Annotated in this window: 14 protein-coding genes and 1 pseudogene; 6 read left to right on the top strand and 9 right to left on the bottom strand. The window is 70.0% G+C overall.

Annotated elements, in window-relative coordinates; translation table 11 throughout:
• Window positions 1–129 precede the first annotated feature (129 nt).
• Window positions 130–960 carry an AfsR/SARP family transcriptional regulator gene (locus tag OIU81_RS03500; protein WP_329143696.1) on the bottom strand — a complete coding sequence of 277 codons (831 nt, stop codon included), beginning with the start codon at window positions 958–960 and terminating at the stop codon, window positions 130–132.
• 788 nt (window positions 961–1748) lie between these two features.
• Between OIU81_RS03500 and OIU81_RS03495 the strand changes: the two genes are divergently transcribed.
• Window positions 1749–5462, top strand: a complete 3714-nt coding sequence (locus OIU81_RS03495; protein WP_329143694.1) for a BTAD domain-containing putative transcriptional regulator — start codon at window positions 1749–1751, stop codon at window positions 5460–5462.
• A 41-nt stretch (window positions 5463–5503) separates the two neighbouring features.
• Here the strand turns inward: OIU81_RS03495 and OIU81_RS03490 are convergent, their stop codons facing one another.
• The gene (locus OIU81_RS03490) at window positions 5504–7159 is read right to left on the bottom strand and encodes an APC family permease (protein ID WP_329143692.1); all 1656 of its coding nucleotides are present in this window, start codon (window positions 7157–7159) and stop codon (window positions 5504–5506) included.
• Between the two features lie 236 nt (window positions 7160–7395).
• Window positions 7396–7554: a hypothetical protein gene (locus OIU81_RS03485; protein ID WP_329143690.1), complete on the bottom strand. Its 159-nt coding sequence runs from the start codon at window positions 7552–7554 to the stop codon at window positions 7396–7398.
• 492 nt (window positions 7555–8046) lie between these two features.
• Between OIU81_RS03485 and OIU81_RS03480 the strand changes: the two genes are divergently transcribed.
• Window positions 8047–9264, top strand: coding sequence for an MFS transporter (locus OIU81_RS03480; protein WP_329143688.1), 1218 nt, complete (start codon window positions 8047–8049; stop codon window positions 9262–9264).
• Window positions 9265–9319: 55 nt separating this feature from the next.
• Here the strand turns inward: OIU81_RS03480 and OIU81_RS03475 are convergent, their stop codons facing one another.
• Together OIU81_RS03475 and OIU81_RS03470 are read right to left on the bottom strand one after the other, a co-directional pair.
• Window positions 9320–9991, bottom strand: coding sequence for a DUF6445 family protein (locus tag OIU81_RS03475; protein ID WP_329143686.1), 672 nt, complete (start codon window positions 9989–9991; stop codon window positions 9320–9322).
• Window positions 9992–10038: 47 nt separating this feature from the next.
• Window positions 10039–10473, bottom strand: a pseudogene (locus OIU81_RS03470) (cbb3-type cytochrome c oxidase subunit I); the annotation flags it as partial.
• A gap of 416 nt (window positions 10474–10889) precedes the next feature.
• Between OIU81_RS03470 and OIU81_RS03465 the strand changes: the two are divergent.
• Entirely contained in the window at window positions 10890–12605 is a 1716-nt protein-coding gene (locus tag OIU81_RS03465) for a sensor histidine kinase (RefSeq protein WP_329154868.1), read from the top strand.
• A 78-nt stretch (window positions 12606–12683) separates the two neighbouring features.
• Here OIU81_RS03465 and OIU81_RS03460 read toward each other — a convergent pair whose 3' ends face one another.
• The gene (locus OIU81_RS03460; RefSeq protein ID WP_329143684.1) at window positions 12684–13424 is read right to left on the bottom strand and encodes a response regulator transcription factor; all 741 of its coding nucleotides are present in this window, start codon (window positions 13422–13424) and stop codon (window positions 12684–12686) included.
• Between the two features lie 167 nt (window positions 13425–13591).
• On the opposite strand from OIU81_RS03460, the gene OIU81_RS03455 reads away from it, so the two are divergent.
• The gene (locus OIU81_RS03455) at window positions 13592–14938 is read left to right on the top strand and encodes a globin domain-containing protein (RefSeq protein ID WP_329143682.1); all 1347 of its coding nucleotides are present in this window, start codon (window positions 13592–13594) and stop codon (window positions 14936–14938) included.
• Window positions 14939–15197: 259 nt separating this feature from the next.
• On the top strand, window positions 15198–15707 hold the full coding sequence (locus OIU81_RS03450; RefSeq protein WP_443073921.1) for a pyridoxamine 5'-phosphate oxidase family protein: 510 nt from the start codon (window positions 15198–15200) through the stop codon (window positions 15705–15707).
• 79 nt (window positions 15708–15786) lie between these two features.
• Here the strand turns inward: OIU81_RS03450 and OIU81_RS03445 are convergent, their stop codons facing one another.
• From OIU81_RS03445 to folE, 3 genes are all read right to left on the bottom strand, one after another.
• Window positions 15787–16431 carry an NUDIX hydrolase gene (locus OIU81_RS03445; protein ID WP_329143680.1) on the bottom strand — a complete coding sequence of 215 codons (645 nt, stop codon included), beginning with the start codon at window positions 16429–16431 and terminating at the stop codon, window positions 15787–15789.
• 29 nt (window positions 16432–16460) lie between these two features.
• Complete coding sequence (locus OIU81_RS03440; RefSeq protein ID WP_329154864.1) at window positions 16461–17729, bottom strand: MFS transporter; 1269 nt, start codon at window positions 17727–17729, stop codon at window positions 16461–16463.
• 301 nt (window positions 17730–18030) lie between these two features.
• Window positions 18031–18564 (bottom strand): GTP cyclohydrolase I, encoded by a 534-nt coding sequence (gene folE, locus OIU81_RS03435; RefSeq protein ID WP_329143678.1) that lies wholly within the window; start codon window positions 18562–18564, stop codon window positions 18031–18033.
• Between the two features lie 1373 nt (window positions 18565–19937).
• Here folE and rph point away from each other — a divergent pair.
• Window positions 19938–22553 (top strand): rifamycin-inactivating phosphotransferase, encoded by a 2616-nt coding sequence (gene rph, locus OIU81_RS03430; protein WP_329143676.1) that lies wholly within the window; start codon window positions 19938–19940, stop codon window positions 22551–22553.
• Window positions 22554–22663 lie beyond the last annotated feature (110 nt).

The following is a 22663-nucleotide window of genomic DNA, read 5'->3' as shown; positions in this document are numbered from 1 at the left end:
GCGCCACCGGAAGGGCGCGGAGGGGAATGACGATCACGGTCCCTCTTTCCTGTGGGCGAGGCCGGCGCGGCTGCGGCGGCCGATCGAAGGTGACGGGTGAAGGGATTCCCCTCGCTCGCGCCCTGCGGATCAACAGAATTGGGATGCCGCCGGAACTCCTGAAGGCCGCAGATCGCTGACGCGCGACGCCACGGCGGAGGCGATGACACGCTTGGCCCGTCCGACGTCGTCGGTCGAGACGATGTCCTGCATCGTCCGCAGGTCTCCGCCCGGATTGATCCCGAGTTCGCCGGCGAGTGTCTGGCGGGCCCGGTGAAAAACCCGAAGGGATTGCGCGCGGTGGCGCGACAGAAAGAACGCCAGCATCAACTGCTGGTACAGGATTTCGTTCAACGGATACTGCATCAGGTGTAGCGAGAGGAACTCGATCACCTCGTGGCACAGGCCTGCGCTGAGCTGCGACCAAGCGGCCAGCTCGACGCAGTCTGCGCGGGATTGCTGCAGCCACGAGTCAAAGCTGCCGAGGATCGGTCCGGAGCAGGCTCCGCCGAGCGGTGTGCCGCGGCAGAGCGAGAGCCCCAATTTCCACTCGCGGGCCGCCGACCTGTAGTCGCCGTTCACCATGTGGCGATGGCCGTCGATCCGATGGCGGTGGAACAACTGGAGGTCCAGTTGCTCGCCCTGGAGCCGCATGAGGTAGCCCGGGAATTGACTCCATATGACGTCCCCCTGCGACTTGTCGCCGAGTTGCTGGCGCAGCTTGGAGATGTGTACGTAGATCGCGTCGCGTGCCCGTTGTGGCGGTTGGGCCCATACCTCGCCGATGAGGTCGTCGACGGTGACGATACTTCCCGCTTTCACAAGAAGAGTGGCCAGAATTATCGAGAGGTTCCGGGATCGAATCGGTCGAGGTTCACCGTTGATGACGAGGCGGACCGGCCCGAGGATTGCATAATGCACGGAACTAGACCCTTCACATCACATGCCTGACGAGCATGGCAATCGGCACCGAAACGGTGCTTGTTGACGTTGCGTCAGCTTCGGAGGGACAGGTCTGGAGGCCGGCAGGGGGCGCCGGAGGGGAGGGTGGGCGTGGCACTCCTAGGGTTGCCCCTCCTGGGAGTGGCGCTGCCTGGTCCCGGTGACCGTCCCGCCGCAGAGTCGCGACATGACGTCCGACCCATTCACCGAACGGGAGGCGCCGGCCCTCCCTCGCGCAACCGGCCGGTCAGCTCCGCCCCGCGGTCACCGGGGCCGTCCCGCCACCGGTCGTCGGCCTCTCACCACAACTTCGGTCATGCGCCGGCCGTTTGCGGACCCCGGAGGGTGGCCGTGGAACTCCTGCGGTCGCGGGATTCACCAACAATCCGTTGCGCATCGGACCGATACTCCTTCCCGTTGCGGGGCGGCCTCGGTGAAGGTCTGGCCGGCGGGTGACGGCGAAGGCGTCACCGGAGGCTTCGACCGTGGCCTCACCGTTCGGCGTGGTTTCCGATGACGGGCATCCTGCGGCACCGCCCTTGCGGTGGCCTGGCCGGGAAGCTGCCGAATTCTTGCCGTCCACTGCACGGTTTTTGGCCAATCCGGCCGAAATCCCAGCGGGGGCCTTGCCGTTCGCCTGCCGACGGCGACGATGATCTTGGAACGCCCCCATTTCCTGTGTAAGGCTCCGCTTCGGGAGGGCACCGGCCGCACTGCGCCACCCGCCCGTCGGCACCACCGCGCGTGCGAGAACGATTGGGAGCGATATGCCTTCATTCCTGACGCCGAACCCGCCCCCGACCACCCCGACCCCCGCGGCCGGACCGCACGAGCCCCTCCTGCTGAGCGTTCTGGGCCCCATGTCGGCGCGCCACGGCGGCCGCGACCTCCCCCTCGGTCCGCCACGCCGCAAGGCCCTGCTCGCCCTGCTCCTCATACGCCTGGGGCGCGTGGTGCCCACGGAACTGCTGATCGAGGAGTTGTGGGGCGCGGAGCCCCCGCGGCAGGCCGTCGCCACGCTCCAGAGCCACTTATCCCACCTGCGCCGCGTACTGCAGCCGGCCTCCGGGCCGGACCGCCCCACCGTGCTGCGCCACCGCGCGCCCGGCTACGTCCTGGAACTCGCCGCCGAACAGATCGACGCCTGCCGCTTCGAGCACCTGATCGCCGAAGGGCGGCTGCTGCAGGAACGCCGCGACCCGCGCGCCGCGCGAAACCGGTTCACGGCAGCCCTGTCCCTGTGGCGGGGTTCGCCCTACGCGGAGTTCGACGGTCATCCTCCGCTCAGCGACGAGAGTTCGCGTCTCGAAGATGTCCGGCTCAACGCCGTGGAGTCGTGCGCGGAGGCCCAACTCGCCCTCGGTGAAGCCCAGGAAGTGGCCGCCGGCCTCGACCGCGAGGCACGTCTCCACCCGGCACGAGAACGCCTGGTCGGCCACCTCATGACGGCTCTGTCCCGGCTCGGGCGGCAGGCCGAGGCGCTCGAAGTGTACGAACGGACCCGCGTCCATCTGGAAGAGGAGTTCGGCGTGGGCACGGCCGCCGAACTCCGCAGAGTCAGGACCGCGATCCTGCGCCAGGAGCCGGGGGTGGGCGCGCCCACCGCCGAACCGCACCCCGACCTCCCCGAACCTGCCGGGCCCGCGCCGGGCGCCGCGGCGATCGGGGCAGCAACGGCGCACGACGGCGCAGGCGCGCGCGGGGCGAAGGCGCGCCCGCGGCACGCGGCACCGGAGCCCGAACGGCCCGCGGTGGCGGAGGCGTCCGGTGGGTTCGGCGGGGGAGCGGCGGCCGGGACATCCGAGGGGTTCGCCAGGCCGGTCGCGGCTCCGGACGACGAGCCCTTCGCACCGGACCGCAGTGCGCACGCTCGCCAGGACGGCACGCTGACCGCGGGACCGGGAGGCACCGAAGGCGCCGTAAGCGCCGGGGCGCAGACGCACGGGCACCAGCCGGACAGACCCCCCGCCGAACCCCGACCCGGCCCCGCCCGCCGGCCGCTGACTCTCACCACGCCCCCGCGCTCGACCACCCCGGATTCATGGGAACGCGCGCGTCCGGCGCAGGAGACGACGGCTCGGGAATACGACGACACGAGCACCGAGACCGTACGACCGGTGTGCGGCGGCCCGGGCGCCGCGTCGCCGTTCACCGGCCGCAGCCAGGAGTTACAGCGCCTGACCGCCGCGGCGGCCAGCGCCCTCGCCGGTCACGGTCACGTGGCGGGCGTCCTCGGCCCCGCCGGCGTCGGCAAGACCCGGCTGCTCCTCGAACTCGTACCCCGGCTGGGAACCCCCCGCGCGGGCCAGGACGGTCCCGATCAGGAGGATGCCGGCCTGGAGGTGATCTGGAGCCACTGCTTCCTGGGCGAGGGCGTACCGCCCTACTGGGTGTGGACCCAGATCCTCAGACGACTGTCCACGACCCGCCCGGACGCCTTCCGCGAAGCGGCGAAACCATTCGGCACCCTGCTCGCCCCGCTGATGCCCGAGCGCGCGGCCCGGCCCGCCCCACCGGCCCCCGAATCCGACTGGGGCCGGGCCCGGTTCCTCACCCACGACGCGGTCTGCGAGGTCCTGCTCACCCTCGCCGCCCAGCGCCCCCTCGTCCTGCTCATGGAGGACCTGCACTGGGCCGACACCGCCTCCCTGGACCTCCTCAGACTGCTGAGCACCCGCAGCCAGGGCCACCCGCTCGGCATCGTCCTGACCGCCCGTGAGCACGAGATCGAGTCGGACGCGACGCTGCGCCGGATGCTCTCCGAGGTCCTGCGCGGCCCCAGGAGCGAGACCCTGCGGCTCGGCGGGCTGTCCCGCCGCGCCGTCGCCGCCCTCGTCGTCGCCCTGGCCGGGCCCGGCGTCGACGCGGGTGTCGTCGAGGTGCTGCACCGGCGCAGCGAGGGCAACCCGTACTTCGTCATGCAACTCCTCTCCCTCCTGGGGGACGCCCGCAGCCTGCGGCGGCCCGACGCGGTGGACGTCCTGCTGACCCGAGTCCCGACGGGCGTCCGCGAGGCGCTGCACCAGCGCTTCGCCGCACTGCCCGAGTCGGTGCTGCGCGTGCTGCGGCTGTGCGCCGTCATCGGCACCGAGGTCGACACCGACCTGCTGGAGCGCACCGCCACCGACGACGAACGGGTCACCGCGGCACTGGAGTCGGCGATCCGGGCCGGGCTGCTCGGCGAGGACCCCCACCACCCCGAACGGCTCCACTTCACCCACGCCCTGGTCCGCGAGACGCTCATCGACGAGCTCCCCCGCGAGGACCGGCAGCGGCTGCACGCGAGGGTCGTCGAGGGGATATCGGCCCGCAGGCTCGGGCAGATGGACGACGAGGAGATCGAGCGGATCGCCCACCACGCCTGGCACGCCAAGAGCGCACTGCCGACCGCCGAAACCCTTCCCCTGCTGCTGCGCGCCGCCGAACAGGCCGAGCAGCAACTCGCCTACGAACAGGTGGAGACCTGGCTGCGCCGCGCGGTGCACCTGCTCGGCCTGCTGCCGCCCGGCGACCCCTCGGCCGCGTCCCTGAACCAGCGGCTGCACATCCAACTCGGCCAGGTGCTGGCCACCACCCGTGGCTACGGCCACGCCGAGGCCGAAACGGCACTCGCCCGCGGATGGGCCCTCGGCGCGACCACCCACTCTCCCGAGGACCCGTCGGTGCTCTGGGCCCTGTGCGCGGCGTACATCGTCACCGGCCGCTATGACGCCTCACGCCAGTTCTCGGGCCTGCTCCGGGAACTCGCCGACCGGACCGGCCAGCCCGTCGCGGTGCTCGGCGCGGCCTACGGCGAGGGCATCGTCCTTCACATCCGCGGCCAGCTGCGGCAGGCGCTCGCCGAACTGGAGCACGGCGTCGCCATGGCGGACGAGTACGCCAGCGAGGGCCACTCCCTGGCCCGCACCTTCCAGCACGACCCACGCGTCTCCTGCCGTTCCTACGACACCTTCACCCACTGGCTCATGGGCGACCGCACGACCGCCACGGCACGCCGCCGCGAAATGCTGCACCTCACCGAGTACGAGAGCAGACCCTCCGACCGCTGCTTCGCCCTCTACGTGGACGCGGTCGTGGCGGCCTGGGAAGGCGACGCACACACGGCCCGCTCCTCCGGCGCCGAGGGAGTCCGCCTGGCGGACGAACACGGCCTTCGCTACTGGAAGGCCATGCTCGGGGTGCTGGAGGGCTGGGCCCTCACCCACTCCGGACAGGAGGACGGCCTCCCCCTGATGCACTCCTCACTCGCCGAACTCCACCACTCCAGAACCCACTTGCGCCGCCCCCTCCACCTGGGCCTCTTGGGCCAGGCACAGCACCGCGCCGGAAGGACGGAGGACGCGAAGACCACCCTGCGCGCTCTCCTGGCAGCCGTGGGCCACAGCGACGAACACGTCTACCTCCACCCGGAACTCCCCGCCACCCGCCTCCTCCACGACCTCCTGGGCCGCGGGGCGGCGGAGGCGGTGGCAGCGGGGTGAGGAGCCCGTCTCCAAGCTGTTCCGGCCCCGGCGCGGTGCCCTCAGACCGAGGCCATCGGGCGTGCGTCGTCGGAGGCGGCTGAGGATGTCGGGCCGGCTTCGGGGGCCAGGGACGGGTCGCTGGTCAGGCCCCGTTCGTGAGCCCTGACCCCGGAGCGCACCGCCCAGAAGTAGAAGACCGGGGCGGTGACCGCGATCAGCGCGGTGCCCAGCACGCCGGGGAGCAGGCCCCGCCCGCCGAACTCCGTGCCGCCCAGCGCGGACACCAAGGCCGTCCACACCAGGAAGGCGACCATCCACCAGGCCGCGGCGAACTGCCGCAGCAGCCGACGCTCACCCCGGCGCCACAACACCAGCGCCGCGACCGGAACGGCCACCAGCGTCAGCAGAGTGATCTTCCCGGTCTCCGGCCACTTCGACCAGTACAGCGCGCAGGCGGCGAAGGCGAAGGTGACCGGGCACAGCACCCCGGCGGCCGGCAGCCGGAAGGGACGGGGCAGCTCCGGGCGGGTCCGCCGCAGCACCCCCACCGCGATCGGGCCGATCAGATACGAGATGACCATGGCCGCCGACACCACGCCGGCCAGCGCCTGCCAGCTGCGTCCGACGGTGAGCAGCAGCACGACGGAGAAGCCGAGGTTGAGCCACATCGCGGGGCGGGCGGTGCCGTAGCGGGGATGCACGGCCGCCAGCTTCCGGGGGAAGAACCCGGTCTCGGCGAGGTTGGTGACCAGGTACGCGGCCGAGGCGACATTGGCGATGTTGGACCCGGCCGGCGAAATGAACGCGCCGAACTGCAGCATGGTGACCACCCAGTGCAGCATCAGCAGCCCCGCCAGATCGGCAAACGGCGAGTTGAGGTTCACGCCCTGCCAACCGCCGGACCGCGCCAGCAGCTCGGGCGGCACCGACCCCAGGTAGGCGACCTGCAGCGCCAGGTAGATCACCAGGCCCAGGGAGAGCGCACCGACCAGGGCGATCGGGATGGCTCGGCCGGGGTTCTTCGCCGCTCCGCCGAGATTGACCACGGCCTGGAAGCCGTTGAAGGCGAAGACCACACCGCAGGTGGTGACGGCGGTGAGCACGGCCGGCCATCCGTACGGGGCGAAGCCGCCGTGGGCGGTGAAGTTCGAGGGGTGGAAGCCGGACCCGACCAGGGCGAGCACCGCCAGCACCGGTATGGCGAACTTGACCAGGGTGAGCACGGTGTTGGCACGGGCCAGCAGCTGGACCGACCAGAAGCAGGTCAGCCAGAGCGCGAGGGTCAGGACCAGCGCCACCACCGTGCCGGAGAGGGTCAGCTGGTGGGTGGCCGGATCGACCAGCCCCTTCGCCCAGCCGAAGCTCCAGGACGTCATGTACTGGGTGGCCGCTATCGACTCGATCGGCACCAGTGAGGCGGTCGCGATCCACACCGCCCAGCCGGTGAGGAAGCCGAGCACCGGGCCGTGCGAGAGGTGTCCGTAGCGGGCCATGCCGCCGGGGATCGGGTAGGCCGAACCGACCTCGGCGTACGACATCGCGATCAGGCCGATGAAGACGACACCGATCACCCAGGCGACCAGCGCCGCGGGGCCCGCCACCTGGGCGGCGGAGCCGGCCCCGAAGAGCCATCCGGAGCCGAAGATCGAGCCGATGCCGATCATGATGAGGGCGAAGAGGCTGAGCCCCTTGCGCTCGCCGGCGCTCATATCCATGGGAAGTGTCGTCCGTCCTGGTATTGCGCACCCCGCACTGCTGGAGGGGCCGCTGCCATCTGCCGCCGACCACCCTATTTCCGGCCACATACCGGGAACGCCGCCGCGCTGCACGAACACCACACGCACCGGCCCCGCCAGGACACGAACGGGAGGCCAACAGCCCCGGCCGCACGGCCCGTTCGCCCCCCACCCGCCGCTCGCCGGCGGCCCGGGAGATCACTGCATGAGACGCGTCACAGCGACGGGCTGAGCGGGCGCTTGTCGGCGGGGGCGCCTGTACGGCCGCGGGCGGTGCGGCGGCCGTACCGCCAGGCGGCGACGGCGACGAGGGCGGCCAGGGCGAGCGAGCCCCGGCGCCACCCCCGGGCCCCGGCCCCGACCCCTGCCTTCATCCATCTCGTATCGCGATCGATGTCATGAAATCTATGTGTTGGACTCATGATCCAGGCGGAGGAATGCTTCGGTAAAGGTCTTATTCGCCAGGGTTTGGGGAGTTCCATGCCGTTCGTAGCTGCTCGTTCCGCTGAGGTGGGGTACGCGGTCGCAGCAGAGGGGCCGGGGCTGATGCGCGTCCATGGCACGGGCGGCAACGCCGACCCGCTCTTCAGCGGGAGCGGCCGCACCACTGATGGGGGCAACAGGCTGACGGGCATTCCTTCCACTTGGTTTCGGGTCTCCGGACCTAGACCCAACGCCCGATACCAGCCGGGCTCTTGAGAACGTAGCTTTCACCTCAGTTCCCGTGAAGAGGAACCGGCCGCGGGTGAAAGCAGCTGGGCCTGCGCGCATTCCGATGGACCCTGCAGTCCATCGACGGCGCGTCACTCCCTACCGGCACGCACCTTATTCACCCCTGCTTTCATTTACCGATTTGAGGTATGGGTATGACCACACAACTCCCTGTCAGTGTGCCCGTCGAGGGCGGGAAGATTTCAGGGACCGGTGAACCGAAATTCCCGTTGCCGGCGCTGCTCGCCCTGGCCACGGCTGTGTTCATCACCAGCCTGACCGAGACGTTGCCGGCAGGTGTGTTGCCTGCGATGAGCTCTTCGCTCGGGGTCAGCGAGTCCGCGATGGGGCAGTCGGTGACGATCTGTGCCGTCGGGACCTTCCTCACGGCGATCCCCCTGGCAGCGGCCACCGCGAAGTGGCAACGCAAGCGGTTGCTGCTGACCTCGATGGTGGTGTTCGTCGTGGCGAACACTGTCACGGCGCTGTCACCGGACTACACGCTGACCCTTGTCGCCCGGTTCGTCGCCGGAGTGGCAGCGGGTCTGGCCTGGGCCACGCTGTCCGGATACGCGCGCCGCATGGTCGCGGTTCACCTTCAGGGCAAGGCCATGGCGATCGCCATGGCCGGCATTCCGGTCGCTCTGTCGCTCGGAGTGCCCGCGGGGACCTTCGTCGGGAGGGTGCTCGGCTGGGGGGCGGCGTTCCTGGCCATGTCCGTGCTTGCCGTGATCGTGATTGCGTGGATCATGGCCACGGTCCCGGACTATCCGGGGCAGCAGGAGCGCCGGAGCCCGATCCTGCGGGCCCTGGCGGTCCCGGGCGTGAGCCCCGTCCTGTTCGTCACCTTGGTGTTCGTACTGGCTCACACCATCCTCTACGCCTATGTCGCCACGTTCCTCGCCGATCTCGGTATGGGTGGCTCCACCGATCTGGTGCTGTTGGTCTTCGGCGTGGCCTCGCTGGTGAGCATCTGGTTCGTGGGGGCGCAGGTCCACCGCCGGCTGCGGCTCATGATGGTCGCCTGCACCCTCCTGGTCGCCGTGGCGGCAGCCGCTCTCGCCACGTTGTCCGACGTCACGGCACTCGTCTATGTCGCGGCGGCACTGTGGGGTCTGGGGTGGGGAGGTGTCCCCACCCTCCTGCAGACCGCTGTGGGCGATGCGGGAGGCGACCGGGCGGACGCCGCCCAGGTCATGCTGGTCACGCTGTGGAACGTGGCCATGGCGGGCGGGGGCATCGTGGGCGGGGTACTCCTCGACCGGCTCGGTCCGCCCTCCTTGCCGTGGAGCATTCTGCTGCTCATGGCCCCGGTGCTCATCGTCGTCATAGCCGCCCGGGGGCACGGCTTCCCCGCCACGCGCCGGACCTGAGCGCTCGGCCACGTCCCCGCCGGCCCCTCCAGTTCGCCGTAGGGGCCGGGGCAGGTCAGGCCATCCAGAAGAAGACCGCCGTCATCCGCTTCTCCTCCATGGTGGTGCCCCAGTAACCGGTGGCCGTGTGGATCAGGTTCGCGGAGTAGAGCAGCAGCCGGTTGGCGCGGTGCGGGACGCGGACGTCCTCGACGAAGGAGTCCGGCGCGACGAAGCGGGTGCCGAGGGCGTCGACCAGATTGTTGTGCGGAGCGGCCACCTGGTTGCCGCCGAGTGCGCCACCCGGCAGACGCTGTCGGTAGAAGCTGGTGCCGAAGTCCTTGGGGACCAGGGAGTTGAGGTACAGCACGGCGGCGTAGCGGCAGAGGGCGCGGGAGTCGGTGTGAGGGCGGGGCTCGCACTCGCCCTCGCCGACGATCTGGACGCAGTTGTGGTTGACGGTGCCGCTACCTGCGGGACGTTCCGCCCAGATCTTCGGGGCACCGGTCGCCTTTTTCACCAGCCTCTCGACTCGGGCCAGCTCGCCGGGTTCCAGCGCCGGCATGGTGCGCAGGCCCGGCCAGCTCTCGGGTTTGTGGGGGTAGCCCTCGGTCCAGTCGTCCCGGGCCAGACAGCGTTCCCGTACGGCAGTCGGGTCCGGCAACACGTCATCTAGTACCCAGTAATCCCGGCCACGAGTCGGCTTGCGGTAGGGGAGGACCGGGAGGGTGGCAGGGTGTAGGGGCATGACAGGGAACGTAGTTCGGCCTTTGGCCGAGATCGCCACGCAAGCGGTCAACCTTCAGTCAAGGGTTGTCCATTCCTTCCTGTGAATTTGCTGTGTATTTGCCGTGTCCCCGAAGCGTGACCTCTCCTTTCTCGGTGTTCGGCGGTGGGGCGGTACGCGGTGAGCTCGCCGAAGGCGGGGTGATGAAGGTCAACGGCGGGGGATTCACTGCGAATTCGGGGCGGCGAGGTGAAATTGCGGCGCGGCGGCGGGCAGGAAGTAGCTCATTCCAGGGAGCGGCCGTAGCCCCAGGGGTCGCCTGTACCGGCGGGGCATACCGGCGGGCCGAGCCGGTGCTGCACGAGGAAGGTGAAGCGGAATCCCACGGTCAGCGTCCAGAAGGTGATTTAGCCGAGGCGTTCGTCGAGCATTGTGCCGGTGAACTTGGGCCACCGGAAAGGGAATCCGGCGAACATCGCGTAAACCACCGTGCCGATCAGCGAGCCGAAGAGGAACCTTGTGCCGGCGCGGCGGCCGGTGCGTGACCCGGCCGCTCACCGTTTCCCCGACCGCCGTTGTCCGTACTTCCCCACCAGCCATGGTGCTGTGTCCTCCACCTCGCAAATGTGCGTCGGGCCGGGAACGGCCGGAGCCGGGAAGAGCCATCGGCACGGGGGAGACCGGCCCTTCCCGGCAGACACATCGTCGGCCGTCCACCTCCGTGGCCCGCAGGGCCGAACAGCCCTCTTCCGCCCCGCGACCGGCCCCCGGTGGCGGGCCGGCCGGCCCCCGTCGCCGACGCCGCCGGGTGGCCGGTCGGCACCGGTGTGGCTTCGCTGATCACGTAGGCTGCCGAGCAGACGTACGGGATCTTTGGAGCGGGACGGTCATGTCCGAATCGCTGCAGTACGCACCGGCCATGAGCGGTCCGCACGGGCCGCAGCTCCGCGAGCCGGACCGGGTGCGCGGCCTGCTCGACGCCGTGATGAGCCTGGGGCGGGGGCTCGAACTCCCGCAGGTGCTCAAGGGCATCGTGGAGGCCGCGGTCACCCTCACCGACGCGGAGTACGGTGCGCTCGGCGTGGTCGGGGACGGGCAGCTGGCGCAGTTCCTGCCCGTCGGGATGTCCGACGAGCTCATCGGGCTGATCGGCCGCGCGCCCTGCGGTCGCGGCATCCTCGGGGAGTTGATCCGCAACCCCGAGCCGCTGCGGCTCACGGACCTGAGCCGGCACCCGCACAGCTTCGGCTTTCCGGCCCACCATCCCCCGATGCGGACCTTCCTCGGGGTGCCGGTCCGGGTCCGCGACGAGGTGTTCGGTAACCTCTACCTCACCGAGAAGCGCGGCGGCGGCTCGTTCGACGCGGACGACGAGGCCGTGTTGACCACGTTGTCCAGCGCGGCGGGAGTGGCGATCGACAATGCCCGCATGTACCACGAGAGCCGCCGCCGCGAGCGGTGGCTGGAGGCACTGGGCGAGATCACCCGCAGCCTGCTGTCCGGTACCGGTGCCGACGAGGTGCTGAGGCTGATCGCGGAACGCGCTCTGGAGGTCGCCGGCGCGGACTGCGCGGCGGTCCTGCTGCCGGTGCCCTCGTCCGCGGACCAGCTGACGGTGGCGGTGGCGTGCGGTACGGGCGCGAGCCGGATCCTCGGGCTGCGGGTGCCGGCTGACGGTTCACTGCCCGGGATGGCCGCCCGCAGCGGCCGGCCCGTGGTCAGTGCCGATCTACGGGCCGACCCACGGGCGTACCCGCTCGGCCCCGGCGCCTGGCGCAACGGAACCGAGCACCCGCCCCAGGGCGAGGAGCCGGACGACGCCGCACTGAACGGAGCGCCGGCGGAGATGCACGGGCCGACGGTCGCCGTCCCGCTCCAGGTGGACACCGGCTGCGGCGCCCTGCGGCTGAGCCGCCTGGCCGGGCGGCCGGCCTTCGACGACGCCGAGGTCACCCTGATATCGGGCTTCGCCGACCAGGCCGTGATCGCCCTCGAACTCGCCCGCCGGCGCGCCGAGTCGGAGGAGCTGACGGTTCTTCACGACCGTGACCGGATCGCCCGGGACCTGCACGACCTCGCCATCCAACGGCTCTTCGCGACCGGCATCACGCTGCAGAGCGCGACCCGGCTGATCGACCGTCCGGAGGCCGCCGAACGGGTCGGCCGCGCGGTCAACGACCTGGACACCACCATCAAGATCATCCGGTCCACCATCTTCGGACTGCGCACCACCGGGGACGGCAAGGAAGGCCGCGGTCTGCGTCGCGACCTGACCGAGACCGTGCAGCGGGCGGCCGGTCCCCTCGGCTTCAGCCCCTCGCTGCGGATCGACGGACCGGTGAACGCCGCGGTCCCCGACGACCTGGCACCGCACCTCGTGGCGGTGACCGCCGAGGCCCTCAGCAACGCCGCCCGCCACGCCCACGCCCGCCATCTGGACGTGACGCTGTCGGTGACCGCGGCCGCGGCGACGCTGACGGTGACGGACGACGGGACGGGCATCGGGGACGCACCGCACACCGGAGGCCTGGCCAACATGCGGGCCCGGGCCGACATGCACGACGGCCGACTGGCCGTCGAAACACCGGAGGGTGGCGGAACCCGGATCGTCTGGCGGGTACCGTTGCCCGACTGACCCGATCCGTTCCGGTGCCGCCCCGGCATCACCACACGGGAAGGGCAGGTCAGTCCCCTGGAGCTCCCGGCGCCGCCGTCACGCCCGTGGCCCGGCCCCCTTGAGTCGCTCGACGACCATCGCCGCCTGCACCCGGCGTCCCACCCCCAGCTTGGACAGGATCGCGGACACCCGGTTCTTGACCGTCTTCTCCGAGAGATGCAGCCGATCGCCGATCTGACGATTCGTCAAGCCCTCGCCGATCAGCTCCAACACCTCCCGCTCGCGCGGTGAGAGCCGATCGAGTTCGGACGTCTCCGCCTCGGCCGCCTCGCCCCGGTCCGGGTCGCGCAGCCGCTCCATCACCCGCGTCGCGGTGCGCGGATCCAGCATCGACTGCCCCGCCGCGACCGTACGGATCGCGTGCACCAGCGCGGTGCCGTCGATCTGCTTGAGCACATAGCCGGATGCCCCGGCCATGATGGCGTCGAACAACGCCTCGTCGTCGTCGAAGGACGTCAGCATCAGACAGGCCAGCTCCGGCATCCGGGCCCGTAACTCCCGGCAGACCACGATCCCTTCGTGGTCGCCGTCGGGCCCGTCGGTGCCGCCCAGCCGCACGTCGAGCACGGCCACCTGCGGCCGGACCGCCGGCACCCGGGCGAGGGCCTGCCGGGCGTCCCCCGCCTCCCCGACGACCTCGATGTCCCCCTCCGCCTCCACCAGGTCCCGCACCCCGCGGCGCACCACTTCGTGGTCGTCGAGGATGAAGACACGCAGCGGCGTCGCGGGGGCGGCGACGGGCGCGCCAGGGGCAGGGGGAACGGGCTGCTGGTTCATGCACTCTCGCTCTGTGGTTCACGCGGATCGGCCGGGCACAAGGGTCCGGCCACGAGGTTCGCCGGTCCCGGCGGCCCGCACAAGGGCCGAACGGCCCCGGGGGATCGGGGCCCTTCGGGCACGGCACCGCCTTGCGACACTGACGCTCCCGTCAGGAGGTCGATTCCATGCAGCGGTCCTACCCGCCCGCACGCTCCGCTTCGCCGTCCGTGCCGTCCGTGCCGTCCGGACGGTCCGCCGCCGGTACCGTCGGCGGCGAGTACCATGCCCTGCTCGCCCGGCACGACGCCATGCGCCTGCGGCGGCGCATCCTCGGCCGGCGCCGGGCTCCCGAGCCGGAGACGGCCGCCTTATACGACGGCGCCGCGGACCAGCGCCTGATCACCCCATACCTCGACCTGGTCACCCCGTTCGGCGACCTGATCGCCCACCTCTACGACGAGATGTTCGCCCGGTGGCCCTCCCTGCGAGCGCTGTTCCCCGCGTCCATGGACTTCCAGCGCGCGCATCTCGCCCGCGCCTTCTGGTACCTGATCGAGAATCTGCACCGCCCCTCCGAGGTGGCCGCCACCTTCCGGCAACTCGGCCATGACCACCGCAAACTCGGGGTGCGTCCGGCGCACTACGAGGCGTTCGAGGCGGCACTGTGTACGGCGTTGCGGCGCACCGCCGGGCCCCGGTGGACCGGGGCGGTGGAGGCGGCCTGGGTGCGGATGCTGCGGTTCGCCGTCGCGTCGATGGTCGAGGGCGCCGACGCCGCGCTGGCCGAACCCCCGTGCTGGCAGGGGACGGTGACCGCCCACGAGCGGCGCCGCCCGAACCTCGCGGTGCTGCGGATCAGGCCGCACGAGCCGTACCCGTACCGGGCCGGCCAGTTCGCGGCGGTCGAGTCCCCGCTGATGCCCCAGGCGTGGCGACACTACTCCCCGGCGTCGGCACCGGCGCCGGACGGCGAGGTGACGTTCCACATCCGGCGCACCGGCCCCGGCGGGGTCAGCGACGCCCTGGTCAGCGGTACCCGGGCCGGCGACATCCTGCGGCTGGGCCCGGCGCACGGCACGATGACGCTCCGGGACGAGGACCGCTCCCGCGATCTGCTGATGGTGGCGGGCGGCACGGGCTGGGCGCCGGTCAAGGCACTGCTGGAGGACTGGGCGGGCCGCCGCCGCGGCACCGGCGGCCTTCCGTCGCCCCCGGCCGGCCGGGTCCACCTCTTCGTCGGCGCCCGCAGTCACGCCGACCTGTATGACGCCGCGGCGCTGGCTGAGTGGGCGGCACGCCACGACCGGCTACGGGTGGTCCGGGTGCTGGACGACGACGTCACCCCGTCGCACGACGACCCGTCGGCCGGGTACGGCCCGCTGGCCGAAGCGGTGGCGCGGGCCGGGCAGTGGTCGCGGCACCTCGCCTTCGTCAGCGGCCCGGCGGCCATGGTCGGAGCCACCGTCGCGCGACTGACCGCAGCCGGCATGCCCGCCGACCACATCCGCCACGACCCGATACCGGACCACTGACCCCGCCGGCGGGCCGCTGCCCGGCGCACACGGCAACGGGAGGGTGACCGGCGCGGCCCAGTGACGCCCACCGGACCCGGAACGCCGCGTGCTTCCAGACGGGCCGAACGGCCCCTGGCGGCCCGCCACCAGGCCCCTTTTACTGGCCGGCATCTCAATACGTCAGCTGCGTGAGTGGCGACAGCTGCGTCACCTGAATCGCCTGCATCAGCTGTGTCACCTGATTCAGCTGCGTCACAAGGACAGGGAGCAGTACGCCGTGAACGACTTCCCGGCCCGGCACACCACCGGGACCGCCACCGACTCCGTACTGGCGGCCTGGGCCGACCGCGAGGCGTCCCGCCACCGCACCGAACTGGACCGCGCCGAGTCCCTCCGCTTGTTGGGCAGCGTCTCACTGGGCCGGATCGTCTTCACCCAGGACGCCCTGCCGGCCATCCGCCCCGTCAACCACCTCCTCCACCACGGCGAGGTGATCATCCGCACTCACGAGGGCGCGGCACTGACCAGCCTGACCGAACACGCGGAGGCCCAGGGCGTGGTCGTCGCGTACGAAGCCGACGCCATCGACCCGGCCACCCACTGCGGCTGGAGCGTGGTCGTGACCGGCTACTGCCACCTGGTGACCGATCCCGCCGACCTGGCGCACTACGAAGCGTTGCTCCACCCATGGACCGATCACCGGATGTCCCACGCACTACGGATCCGCCCGCACTTGGTCACGGGGGTGCGGTTGTCCCCGAGACGTGACGCCCCGGAACGTAGGTGAGACAGTCGCCCCTCGTCGACGTGGTCGGGCGAGAGCCATGCGCTTCCCTCGCGGGGCCCGAGTGGGCCGCTCACTGCGTTCACTTGGGAGTACGCGGGACGGCGGCGAGGAGTCTCTCGGAATACTGCCCGATGATGCGTTCCACCGCGAACGTCGTGCGGCAGGAACGTGCTTCGTCGAGAGTGAGCCACACGGGTGCCTCACCTTCCTCCTGCACGGTCACCTCCCTACGGGCTCCCGCTTCCCGGGGCTCATCGACCTCCAGCAGATAGGCGTGCCAACGATGCGCGTCGGAGCCCCTTCTGCACACGTCCCCTCGCAAATACTCGTCCGCAATAAGCCGGAGACCCCCCTTCGCTGCGCGGATTCCCACTTCCTCCCACAGCTCCCGCGCGGCCGCGCACTCGGGTTCCTCCCCGCGTTCGACATGGCCCGCGGGGACGGTCAGTGAGTAGGGAAAGGCGGTGCGCTGGAAGAAGAGAAACCTCGCGCGGCGGTCGCGTACGAAGACACCGGCACTCTCATGCCAGTATTCGCCGTCTGTATCGGTCCACCAGCGGATGCGGGGGTCGACGACGATGGCTCTCTCCGCCGCGCGGCCGCACGAAGCGCAGGTACAGCGTTTCCTTCCGTCCACGACGATCCATGTGACCGCCTCGGCGTGGCAGTACAGGCAGAACTCGCCCTGGGGGTTGTCCCGCAACAGAAGGAAGTCGATGTTCATCCTGCCCTTTCCGAGGTGAAGGACTGCCGTCAGCTGGTACAGCAGCCGGGAACGCCACACTTCCGTGGCTCGGTCACGGTCCCGTGCGGTAGGGCCGGCTGATGTGCGTCGCCGTCCCCCAAGAGTTCCGGTCCTCCCCTCTTCTCCTCACTCTCCGGCGCGTCGAGCGCCCGGAACACACCGGCTGTCGAACCCCTTGCGGACGTGCGCGCGGTCATCAGCAGCAGGACCGTGCCCACTCCGCCGAAGACCAGGGTCGCGGCAGCGACGGCGCCGAATCCCGCGGCGGCGATGAGCAGTCCGAAGAGCGGTGGTCCCAGCAGAGTCCCCACACTGCCGAGCTGGTTGAACATCCCGTTGGCGATATCGACTTGCTCAGGACGGCTCACCGAGGCGGGGAGGGCAGCGAAGACAGCGGAGATGAGCAGTCCGTCGACGACAAGAACAAGCGTGGCCGCTCCGCCGCTGACCACGAGGGGGAATTCGGCCGAGAAGGCGGGAAAGCAGGCCACCGGCATCACGACGCCCAGCGGGGCCAGCGCGGAGAGGGCCAAGCCGCGCCGCAGCAGCCAACTGGCGGCGAGCCCTCCGATCGCGCTCCCCAGGCAGACGACTGCCATCACGGTCCCGGCCACCGCCGGCGTAGCCTGGCGGAACTCGGTGAGGAACGGCGGAAGCACCATCACCACGGCGACGCCGACCAGGCACAGGCTTCCGTACGCCACACCCAGCATCAGTGCCCCGTTCCAGTCGCCGGCTTGACGGTGAGCGCACGGGACCGCCGTCCTCGGCAGCCGAGGCAGCACGGCGGTGAGTACGACGGCCATGATCAGCGGACCAAGGGCCGTGAGGGTCAGCCATTGGTTCCACGTCCACCAGGATGCCAGGGCTCCGCCCGCGGCCGCGGCGATCGCGAGCCCCGTCGGGACGCACGTGCCCCACAACGCGAGCGCTGCCGACCGAATGCCGCCTTCGGTCCTGCGCGTGAGAACGACCGGACCCGCCACGAACACGAGCAGGTAGCCGACTCCTTCAGCGAGGCGCGAGCCCAGCAGCAGCCCCCAGGATCCGGCGGCCGCGCTGCCGACGGCTGCCACCGACATCACGAAGAGCCCGCAGGACAGGGCCCGTTCGGCGCCGAAGCGGCGGACCCACCATCCCGCCGGGAAACTCAGAAGTGCGCCCACGGCCGTGATGCTCGAGGTGGCCCAAGCGAGCGCACCGGCCGACAGCCCCAGTGACGAACGCAGGGCGGAACCCGCCGGTGAGACGGCACCCAGACCGACCGCCGCCAGCACGCCGGCGAGCCATGTCACCAGTACGTACTTCCAAGGCGACTTCGAAGTACGGCCGTGACTGCGTCTCTTCCTCTCGCCCACGGATTCTCCGTCAGTTGTCGGGCGGCCCGGGAGGGCCGGCTGTGGCTTATGGGTTGTTGCCTGCTCCAAGAAGCGCGGAGAGGGCCGCAAGCACGTCCGGGCCGTCATGGCCTTGGCCCGCCGCCGCGCCCGCGTCCTGCGGGCGCCTCCGCGTGACCGCCCGTGGCCGCGTGGCGGGAGGGTCGATGACTGAACCCACCTCCCGCCACGCGAGTCCGGATCAGTCGTCCAAGCCGAACTTGGCCATCAACTCCTGATCGCCCGCCACGTAGGAGGTGTCGGTGGTCACGGTCTGGTCGGAGGGACCACGGCTGCACATGCAGAGATGGCGGCTACGGGAGGTGACTCGCACGGCTTGAGCGCCGCCGGAGGACATGATCTCTTCAGCGATGTCCTTGACGAGGTACTCCTGGATCTGGAAGCGCCGACTGAACGCCTGCACGAGACGAGGGAATTTCCCGAGTCCGAGGATGCGGTCACCCGGCACGTAGGAGATGTTGACCTTCCCGAAGAACGGCAGGAAGTGGTGGGCGCAGATCGAGAAGAAATTGTTCTCCTGAATGCGCACCACGCCGGTGTGCTCGCCGTTCACCAGACAGGTGGTCTTGAGGATCTTCGCGGTGTCGATCTCATAGCCACTCAGCAGTTCGCGATAGGCCCGGACGATGCGATCCTCGCACTCCGGGCCGCTATACCACCCGAGCGCTCTCGTGTCGGTGGTGACATTAGTCTTGAGCCATTCTTCAATGGTCACTTGTTGCCTCCATTCCTGCTTGCACCAAAGGATCCGAAACCCGGTGGAGGCTTTTCACTATCCACCCGCTCGCGTTCATTGAGAATATACATTCATTAGCCCACACCCGATCAGAGCAATGTCCAGGTGATGTGCTAATGGCTAAGTATTCAAATCCGCACGGAAAATCGACGTTTTTCTGATGATTGAACCGAGTGGGCGACGGGAATGCGGGGCTCGAATGGGCAGGGGCAACGTACCTTCCGGGAGCCGGAGCACACCCGCTCATTCGTCACCTCGTGCCGTGCGAGGCCGGTGCGCCCCGCCGGTCCGACGCTCGGTGCGCGTAGCCGACGGACACGACGAGTTCTCGGAAAGGTCAGAACGACGCGTCGCCACGCCGGAATCTCACTCCGGCGTGCCGGAGTCGATCCGGCCGAATGCGCCCGTCGCGCGGGACAGAGAATCCAGGTCCTGTTCCGTTACTGCGCCAAGTTCCTGCCCGGAGCGCAGAACATGCCACTCGTCTGCTTCTGATCGAAGATTCCACGCGGAAGTGGGACGGCGCTCGGGATGGTGCCGATGAAGACAGACTCAGCGTGAATGCGACCCGGAAATGCCCCGGAACCGCAGACCAGGAGCAGGGAATCGGTAGGAGATATGGAGAGGGAATGTGCATATCTCGCGGCGGTGTGAGTGAGCGACGCGAACGGCGCCGTCGTGGGCGCCGGCACAGGACCCGACAGGGCCGAGCACTTCCTCGCGTCCGTCGGCATAGCCGCAGTCCTCATCGGCTGCCGCCGACTCACCCAGTGATCCCATGTCTTGTTGCCGGGTATCGCTGGCTCCGAGGTCCAGGCACAGAAACCCGACGGCTACGGGGCCTCGTTGGCACCTGACTTTCTCCGGTACCTGGCAGGCCGTGAGGGCTGGGTCGAGGGCGTCGTCGCCGTGCTCGTTGCGCGCGGCACGTCGGCTCCTCCGTGCCTGCCTGAACATCTCGATGCCGATGACCACCCGCGTGTGCGTCACTGGGCCGATGGGACATCCGCCTGGGCCAAGAACGCGTACCCGTACGCCACGCCCCACCGCTTTGCGAGAGGCTTGTCAGTTCCCGCGGACGGCAAAGACAAAGGCAAGGAGAGAACTCTCCTTGCCACTCCTAAGTTATAGCGCGCTGGGGGGCTTGCGGCAAGACCCGGGGCGTGCCGCAGAATCGTCGGCCGATGCCACAACCTGCGGAAATGGGAGCACGACGTGCGTGTGTTGTTGTCGGTGTATGGGGGACGCGGTGACATCGAGCCGGTGGCGGGACCAGTGGGGCGGTTGCGGGTGCCGGTGATTCGACCGGCCACCGCAGTGCGACGGAGCACGGCTGCCTCGGAGGTATCGCGATGACCGAGCGGTACGTGCGGGATCTTCAAGGGATTGACGAGACGCAGGTCGCGGTCGTTGGCGGCAAGGGCGCGCACCTGGGCGGGCTGTCGCGGATCGAAGGCATCCGTGTGCCGGGTGGCTTTTGCGTGACGACGGACGCCTTCCGGCGGATCATGGCGGAAGCGCCGTCAATCGGCGATCGGCTCGATCAGTTGTCGCGCGTGGACCCGGACGACCGGGAGGCGATCCGCACACTCAGCGCGCAGATTCGCCGGACCATCGAAGGGATTGCCATCCCGGGCGATCTCGCGGCGGCGATCACCGGCGCGCTCGCCCAGCTCGGTGAGCAAGCCGCCTACGCCGTCCGATCCAGCGCGACGGCGGAGGACCTGCCGACGGCCTCCTTCGCCGGCCAGCAGGACACGTACCTGAACGTCGTGGGGCCGACGGCGATCCTCCAGCACGTCAGCCGGTGCTGGGCCTCGCTGTTCACCGAACGGGCCGTGACCTACCGCCGGCGGAACGGCATCGACCACCGCACGGTCCACATGGCCGTGGTCGTGCAGCGGATGGTCTTCCCGCAGGCGGCCGGCATCCTGTTCACGGCCGACCCCGTCACGGGCAACCGGAAGGTCGCCACCGTGGACGCCGGCTTCGGCCTCGGCGAGGCCCTGGTCTCCGGCCTGGTGAACCCGGACGTCTTCAAGGTGCGACACGGCGAAGTCGTCGCCAAGGCGATCGCCGCCAAACAGCGTGCCGTGCACGCCCGGCCGGCCGGCGGTACGCAGGAAGTGGCGATCGACTCGCAGCGGCAGGAGCAGCCGGCGCTGACTGATGCGCAGGTCGTGCGGCTCGTGCAGCTCGGGCGGCGGATCGAAGCGCACTTCGGCAGCCCGCAGGACATCGAATGGTGCCTGGTCGATGATGTCTTCCAGGTCGTGCAGAGCCGGCCGATCACGACGCTCTTCCCCCTTCCCGAGACCGGTGACCAGGAGAATCACGTCTACGTCTCCGTTGGTCATGGGCAGATGATGACCGACCCCATGAAGCCCTTGGGACTCTCCATCTGGCAGCTGACGGCCATGGTGCCGATGCACGCGGCCGGCGGGAGGCTGTTCGTCGACGTCACCCGGAGACTGGCCGCACCCGCGAGCCGAGCCGCCCTCCTGGACGTGGTGGGGAGAGGCGATCCGCTGATCAGGGACGCTCTGGAGACCGTCCTCGACCGCGAGGATTTCGTCCCGTCGCTCCCGGACGCGGGTCCCGGCGGGCCGCCGGCCGGCGGTGCGTCCGCCCCGATCGAGACCGATCCGGCCCTCGTCACCGAGCTGATCGAGCGCAGCAAAGCGTCCATCGCCGCCCTGGAGCGCGACATCCGGACGAAGTCCGGACCGGCGCTGTTCGACTTCCTGCTGGAGGCCTTCGAGGAGCACAGGCGAGTCCTCAGTGATCCGCTGAGCATGCAGGCGATCATGGCGGGGATGGAGGCCACGTGGTGGCTCAACGACAAGCTGCAGGAGTGGCTGGGCGAGAAGAACGCGGCTGACACGCTCACGCTGTCCGCCCCCGACAACGTCACGTCGGAGATGGGACTGGCGCTGCTCGACGTCGCGGACGTGATCCGCCCGCATCCGGAGGTGGTGGCGTTCCTGCGGGGCGTCGAGCACGTCGAGTACGCCGGCGAAAGAGCCTTCCTGGACGAGCTGGCGAAGGTCGCGGGCGGGACCGAAGCGCGCGAGGCCCTGGAGGCTTACCTCGACCGGTACGGCATGCGCTGCGTCGGCGAGATCGACATTACGAGGCCACGTTGGCGCGAGCGCCCCACCACGCTCGTGCCCGTGATCCTCGACAACGTCAGGAACTTCGAGCCGGGCGCCGCCGAGCGGCGCTTCGCGCAAGGGCGGCAGAAGGCGCAGAAGAAGGAACAGGACGTGCTGTCACGCTTGCGGGCCCTGCCGGACGGGGACCGGAAAGCCGACGAGGCCAAGCGGATGATCGACCGGGTCAGAACCTTCATCGGGTACCGGGAGTACCCGAAGTACGGCATCGTCAGCCGCTACTTCGTCTACAAGCAGGCCCTGCTGGCGGAGGCCGAGCGCCTCGTGCAGGCCAACGTGCTTCCTGAGAAGGAGGACATCTTCTCCCTCACGTTCCAGGAACTCCACGGCGTCGTGCGCTCGCACCAGGTGGATGACCAGCTCATCCAGCAGCGCAAGGAGGCGTTCCGGTCGTACCACGCGCTCACACCGCCCCGGGTGCTCACCTCGGATGGTGAGGCCGTCACCGGGGCGTACCGGCGCGACGATGTGCCGGCCGGCGCCCTGATCGGCCTACCGGTTTCCGCCGGGACCATCGAGGGAAGGGCCCGCGTCATCCTTGACATGGCGGAGGCCGATCTCGATGCGGGCGACATCCTGGTCACGACCTTCACGGACCCCAGCTGGTCGCCGCTGTTCGTCGGAATCGCGGGCCTGGTGACGGAGGTGGGCGGCCTGATGACCCATGGCGCAGTGATCGCCCGGGAGTACGGCTTGCCGGCTGTCGTGAGCGTGGAGCAGGCCACCCGGCTGATCCGGGACGGGCAGCGGATCCGCGTGCACGGAACCGACGGGTACGTCGAGATCCTGCCCTGACCGACCACACCGAGAAGCCGCATCCGTAGCTTCCGACCAAACAACGCGGAGCAGTTGATGACCGCCCCACGACCGCCGCCCGCAACGCGCACACGCGGACACGACCCGTG

The organism is Streptomyces sp. NBC_01454 (assembly GCF_036227565.1).
Lineage (GTDB): Bacteria > Actinomycetota > Actinomycetes > Streptomycetales > Streptomycetaceae > Streptomyces.
Note: the sequence above shows the minus strand (reverse complement) of the source record. Positions and strands in the feature narration are given on the sequence as shown.

What these genes read in the sequence shown, in the direction of transcription:
- rph (WP_329143676.1), top strand. Translation starts at nt 19,938, where the DNA reads ATGACCGAGCGGTACGTGCGGGATCTTCAAGGGATTGACGAGACGCAG.
- OIU81_RS03485 (WP_329143690.1), bottom strand. Translation starts at nt 7,554, where the DNA reads ATGAAGGCAGGGGTCGGGGCCGGGGCCCGGGGGTGGCGCCGGGGCTCG.
- OIU81_RS03490 (WP_329143692.1), bottom strand. Translation starts at nt 7,159, where the DNA reads ATGGATATGAGCGCCGGCGAGCGCAAGGGGCTCAGCCTCTTCGCCCTC.
- OIU81_RS03455 (WP_329143682.1), top strand. Translation starts at nt 13,592, where the DNA reads ATGCAGCGGTCCTACCCGCCCGCACGCTCCGCTTCGCCGTCCGTGCCG.
- OIU81_RS03480 (WP_329143688.1), top strand. Translation starts at nt 8,047, where the DNA reads ATGACCACACAACTCCCTGTCAGTGTGCCCGTCGAGGGCGGGAAGATT.
- OIU81_RS03460 (WP_329143684.1), bottom strand. Translation starts at nt 13,424, where the DNA reads ATGAACCAGCAGCCCGTTCCCCCTGCCCCTGGCGCGCCCGTCGCCGCC.
- OIU81_RS03495 (WP_329143694.1), top strand. Translation starts at nt 1,749, where the DNA reads ATGCCTTCATTCCTGACGCCGAACCCGCCCCCGACCACCCCGACCCCC.
- OIU81_RS03465 (WP_329154868.1), top strand. Translation starts at nt 10,890, where the DNA reads ATGAGCGGTCCGCACGGGCCGCAGCTCCGCGAGCCGGACCGGGTGCGC.
- OIU81_RS03475 (WP_329143686.1), bottom strand. Translation starts at nt 9,991, where the DNA reads ATGCCCCTACACCCTGCCACCCTCCCGGTCCTCCCCTACCGCAAGCCG.
- OIU81_RS03445 (WP_329143680.1), bottom strand. Translation starts at nt 16,431, where the DNA reads ATGAACATCGACTTCCTTCTGTTGCGGGACAACCCCCAGGGCGAGTTC.